Raw genomic sequence first — 5,133 nt, 5'->3', positions numbered from 1 at the left:
CGCGCCAGCCGAGTACGAACAGCAATTGATCACGTCACGTACGCTGTCACTCGTCGCGTGAAACCCGGTGTCCACCCCCGGGGATCAACCTCAGTACTCGAACTCCTCCAGGACTGGTCTGCCCGGCTGGGCGGGGCGGCCGGGATGACGGCGGGAGCGGGCCGCCATCGCGGTCTTCTCGTCGATCGAGAGCACCACCGCACCCTGGGGCGGGTGGCGATACAGGTCGCAGATGTCGGCGGCGCGCTGCCAAAAGTCCGGGGTCTCGCGGCGGGTGAGCCAGCCGCGAACCGGGTGCGGCTTCAGGTCCAGGTCAGCGAGGATCCGGCCGACCTGGGAGGCGGAGATCGCCGTGGACACGGCGCCCGCCAGTTGGGTGGCGATGGCCCGGTGCGACCAGGTCGACTCCGGATACGGCGGTGCGCTGGTCGCGGTCGCCACCACCGCGATGCGCACCTGCGGCCCGAACAGGCGCGGGCGGCCGGACCGCTTGGCGTCCCGCAGGCCTTCCCACCCTATGACGGCGAACCGGCCGCGCCATTTGCGAACCGTGTTCACGCTGACCTCCAGGGTTCGGGCGATGGCCCCGTTGGAATGCCTGTCCGCCGCAGCCAGCACGATCCGGGCTCGCAGCACCGCCCGCACCTGCCCTGTCAGCGAGTTCGCCACCCGCTCCAGCCGCGCGCGCACCACCTCATCCAGCTCAACGACGACCGCTCCGCCCGCCACCGACATCCCACCCCTTGCTCCGGCCAAGGAGATGATCATGGCGTGCCGGCACCAGACCCTGCAGGATGGACCCCGTGCCGAAGAACCCGCCGGAGTCGATGCAGCACTCCTTGCGCCAGCGCCTGAACACCCACGCCAAACAGCACTGGCCGCAGCTGGCCGGCGTCACCGTGCGCTACCGCGCCGGATTCGCCTACGTGACAGGCGAGTTGCCCGACCAGGAACCGCTCCCCTTGTGCCGCCTGCGCTTCACCGGCGTCCTGCACACCTGGGGCTTCGCCCTCTACCTCGCCAGCAGCGACAAGTACCAGGACAACTACCTGCCCTCCGGACTGCCCTGCGGATCGCCAGAGGAAGCCCTCGACTGCGCCTGCGGCCTCTACCTAGGCCTCCTCACCGCCGAACACCCCTCAACGAACTAACGCGGGGCTGCACTAGAATGACGGCGCATCCCTGTTGTGCGCGGGGTAGCCTCACTTTCCGCCTTACCGTAGTCCATCCGAAGCGCACAACGGGCTCGCTGGCGCGCCGAACCGGACGGACGCCGACGCCTAGGGGACACTGGAGTCCGGCCCGGCGGTGGCCCCATCGGGCCAATGCTCCGCCGCCGGGCCTCTCCCGCCTTCGACATGCCCGCCATTCCGGGGGTGCCGGTAAGAGCCGTGCCAGTGTCGCCGCTCACCCTGTGATCCACAATCCTGGGCTGATGAACCCCGGAACCTGACGCCGTGCGCCGTGGCGGCGGCACCCCGAGGAAACGGGACCGCGGCCACGCTCGTGCGCCACCAACTGCCTTACCGGACCGGTTCGTCCAGCAGATCGCGGACGAGCGCCTGGAGCCCGGCTCCCATGCTCGCCTGACAGTGAGGATGTAGATGGCACCGCTCGGGGGTCTGACCCTCCGCCTGACTGACGCTCCGGCTGTCCTTGGTTGGAATTGCCGACCGTCCGGGCGGTGCCGCCACGCGCTGCGCCGGTCGGGAGCTTGTGACCTCATAGCGCCTCTGTGTGTCAAGCGGCGTGAGCGAGGTGGGTCCGTTGGTCGCGTTTCATGATCCGGTAGACCACGTTAGACAGGCGCCGTTTGAGGGCCCTGCGGGCTTCGGATGGCGTCTTCCCCTCGCTGATTTTGCGGAGGTAATACTCCTGCCCGCGCCCGCCGTCGCGGATCTGGCAGACGGCGATGGTGTGCAGAACCGAGTTCAACGCGCGGTTGCCGCCGGTGTTGAGCCGGTGGCGGACGTTGTTGCCGCTGGAGGCGTCCAGGGGTGCGCTGCCGGTGTAGCTGGCGAAGTGGTGTTCGGTGGGGAACCGGCTGACGTCCCCGATGTGGCCGATGACCTTCGCGGCCAGCACGGTGCCCAAGCCCGGCAGGGTGGTCAGCGTGGTGCGGGTGGTGGCGATGGCCTCGCGCATTTCGGCTTCGTTGTCCTTGACCTGCCGGTCCAAGCGGCGCAGGTCGGCCAGCAGGTCACGGGCTATGTCCCGGCGGCAGTTGTCGGTGGCCGTGACCGGCCGGATGCCCTTCATCAAGGTGGCAGCCTTGTCGGCCGACAGTCCGGCGGGTGCTCCGCCGGGCAGGAGATCCCGCAGGACGGCATGGAGTCGGTTGAGGACGCGGGTGCGCTCGTGGACCAGGTCGTCTCGCCGCTCAGTCAGCAGTCGCAGGATCGTGGTCTGGTCTTCCTGGACCACGGGCCGCAGGTCATGGCGGAAGAGTGCGACCTGGGCAACGTGGAGGGCGTCCTTGGCGTCGGTCTTGCGGTCTCCGCCGGTGGCCAGCAGCCGGGCCCGGGCCGACAGGGTGGAGGGCACGTCGACCACGTTCTCACCCGCGGCGGCCAGCTGCTGAGCGAGCGAACGGCCCATGCCGACCGACACCTTGGACGCTACGGCTGCAGACCGAGCGTCTGGGGTCGATTCAACAAGTCAGGAGCCCGGCCAAAGGTCCCGTCACTGTCCTGTCCTGCTGCCCGACCGGCGCGTGCCGTCCCTCGCACGTCGTACGGAAGGACAGCAGTAATCAGCATGGCAGAGCAGATAGCGGTGGTCGGCGGTATCGACACCCACACCGACTTCCACCAGGCCGCTGTGATCGACGCGATCGGCCGCCACTTGGCCACCGAGGCGTTCCCGACCACCCCGGACGGCTACCGGCGACTGCTGGACTGGCTGTGCTCGCACGGCGAGATCATGGCCGTCGGTGTTGAGGGCACCGGTGCCTACGGCTCGGAACTCGCCCGCTTCCGCCGCTCGGCCGTCAAGTCCCGCACCCAGACCATCAATCAGATCCGCACCCTGATCGTCACCGCGCCCGGCGAGGTCCGCGAGAAGCTGCGCGGCCTGGCCACCGCAGACCTGATCCGCCACCTGGCCCGTTCCCGGCCCGGCACCGACATCGCCAGCCCGGCCTGCGCGGCCAGGACAGCCCTGCGCCGCCTCTCCCGGCGCTACCAGTACCTGACCGAGGAGATCGCCGAGGCCGACGCCGAGCTGAAGCCCCTGGTCGCCACCGCCGCCCCGACGCTGGTCGAGCTGCCCGGACTCGGCACCGAAACAGCCGCCCAACTCCTGATCACCGCAGGCGACAACCCCGACCGGCTCAAGTCGGAGGGCGCGTTCGCGCACCTGTGTGCGGCAGCGCCGATCCCCGCCAGCTCGGGTCGCACGAACAGGCACCGCCTCAACCGCGGCGGCGACCGCCAGGCCAACAACGCCCTCCACATGATCGCCCTGGTCCGTATGCGCTACGACCAGCGGACCCGCGATTACGTCGCCCGCCGCACCGCCGAAGGCATGTCCAAGAAGGACATCCTGCGCTGTCTCAAACGCTTCATCGCCCGCGAGGTCTACAAGCACCTCACCAGCCCATCAACCACACCGAAATCGCTCCTCCAGACCGCTTGACGATCTATAGGAGCTTCCAGCACCAGGTCACCAAGCCCCAGCAGCCCTGCGGCGGACGCGTGACCGGCTGCCCGGTGGGTCACGGCACCCTTCTCCGCCGTGCCCGCCACCACCCATCCGGCCTCGTCTCCATCGACACCCACGCCGATGACCGAGACCGTGGGCCAGCTCGTCCACCACGCGGCAATCCGCGGACGGCTCCGGGCCCAGCTCGCGCATCTCGCCTCAGCGCATCACCCTCAGCCCCAGCCGGATCGGTGCGATCACCCAAGCCGCCCTCTCCTCGACAACACCTGCCGATCATGAACGCCGAGAAAACCTCACTGCCTCCTGAGCTGCCGTCAGCACGTAACCGGCTGCAGCCAAACCGCTCGGCAGGTACATCGCTCCAGTTCACGCCCCTGCACAGGGCGTAGACGCTGCCCCGCAGAGGGACACGGTCGGGCGCCGGCAGACTTCCCGGGAGCGGGCGACGCCGTGGCAGCCGACCCGGGGTCTCAGAATATGCGGCCGGACGGATGAACAAACAACTTTCCTGTCGTTTTGCAATTGACACTCCATCATGTCGAAGTGATTGTGCCATTTACCGAAGCAAGTCATCAACATCAAGTGAGGAAGTATGCACTCCCTTTCAAAGTGCGGCGCGGTAGCCGCATCGGCTGCCTTTCTGGTAGCTCTCGCTGGCCCTGCCTACGCGTCTCACGACCTGAAGTCATCGGACAAGGACCAGCGCACCGAGGTCATCCGCCTGACCGGGCAGGGAACGGATTTCACGCGGGTCGACAACGGGGACCCCGGAACCGGAGCTGGCGATCAGATTCTCATTACCGCGAACCTCTTCCTCGCCGATGGAAGAAGTTACGGCACCGACGCGACGATCTGCACCCTGGTAGGAGGGTCGTCGACCCCGTCTCCCGAGAATCCGAACACGCATCTCTGCTCAGGCTCGTACACTCTTCCGAACGGGCAGGTGACGTGGCAGCACGCACAAACATCGACTAATCCTGGCCCGCCCACCGACTTCGACATCGCCATCACCGGCGGCACGGGCGCGTACGCGAAAGTCCGTGGCTACGGACACGTCACCCAGACCGAAGCGACCGGCATCGGCGCGTACACCCTCTACCTCATTCGCTGACCTCGCCTGAGCACCGCACCTGTCTGAGGAATTCCCGAGGGCAGGCGCAGTGAGCACTTTTCAACCTCGCTGTCTCAGCCATGAGTTGGACAGTTCTGCGGAGCGACGAAGCTCCTGGTAGCCGGGTTCACGACAAAGGTCACCCGTGCCGCCAGGAGCTCGACGCGCTTGCCTGCCCATCATCGATCGATCTGTCCACCCGCGCTTGCGTCTGCTGCAAGGTTGGGTGACAGGTTGACGTGCCCCACGGTTTGGGTTCCAGCCGCCCTGAGGCTGATCCTTTGGAGTGGACACCCTGACAATGGATCTTGATGGTCCAGGGAGGGATGTCCAGGTGGGACGCAAGTCTCCGTATCCGG

5 protein-coding genes are annotated in these 5,133 nt (G+C 67.5%); 3 read left to right on the top strand and 2 right to left on the bottom strand.

Features of this window, described 5'->3' with window-relative positions; translation table 11 throughout:
* Positions 1 to 90: 90 nt before the first annotated feature.
* Positions 91 to 756, bottom strand: a complete 666-nt coding sequence (locus ACFWDI_RS40805) for an IS630 family transposase (protein WP_385312149.1) — start codon at positions 754 to 756, stop codon at positions 91 to 93.
* Between the two features lie 47 nt (positions 757 to 803).
* On the opposite strand from ACFWDI_RS40805, the gene ACFWDI_RS40800 reads away from it, so the two are divergent.
* Positions 804 to 1,151, top strand: a complete 348-nt coding sequence (locus ACFWDI_RS40800; protein ID WP_385312147.1) for a hypothetical protein — start codon at positions 804 to 806, stop codon at positions 1,149 to 1,151.
* A gap of 589 nt (positions 1,152 to 1,740) precedes the next feature.
* Here the strand turns inward: ACFWDI_RS40800 and ACFWDI_RS40795 are convergent.
* On the bottom strand, positions 1,741 to 2,610 hold the full coding sequence (locus ACFWDI_RS40795) for an IS110 family transposase (RefSeq protein ID WP_385312145.1): 870 nt from the start codon (positions 2,608 to 2,610) through the stop codon (positions 1,741 to 1,743).
* 147 nt (positions 2,611 to 2,757) lie between these two features.
* On the opposite strand from ACFWDI_RS40795, the gene ACFWDI_RS40790 reads away from it, so the two are divergent.
* Positions 2,758 to 3,636, top strand: coding sequence for an IS110 family transposase (locus ACFWDI_RS40790; RefSeq protein WP_385312143.1), 879 nt, complete (start codon positions 2,758 to 2,760; stop codon positions 3,634 to 3,636).
* A gap of 970 nt (positions 3,637 to 4,606) precedes the next feature.
* Complete coding sequence (locus ACFWDI_RS40785) at positions 4,607 to 4,774, top strand: hypothetical protein (protein ID WP_385312142.1); 168 nt, start codon at positions 4,607 to 4,609, stop codon at positions 4,772 to 4,774.
* Positions 4,775 to 5,133 lie beyond the last annotated feature (359 nt).

The sequence above is a fragment of the Streptomyces sp. NPDC060064 genome, from assembly GCF_042736455.1.
GTDB lineage: Bacteria > Actinomycetota > Actinomycetes > Streptomycetales > Streptomycetaceae > Streptomyces.
The sequence above is the reverse complement of the archived record's forward strand: the minus strand, read 5'-3'. Positions and strand labels throughout refer to the sequence as shown.

Bases quoted from the DNA above. Each gene is read 5' to 3' on its own strand.
- ACFWDI_RS40790 (WP_385312143.1), top strand. From the start codon at position 2,758: ATGGCAGAGCAGATAGCGGTGGTCGGCGGTATCGACACCCACACCGAC.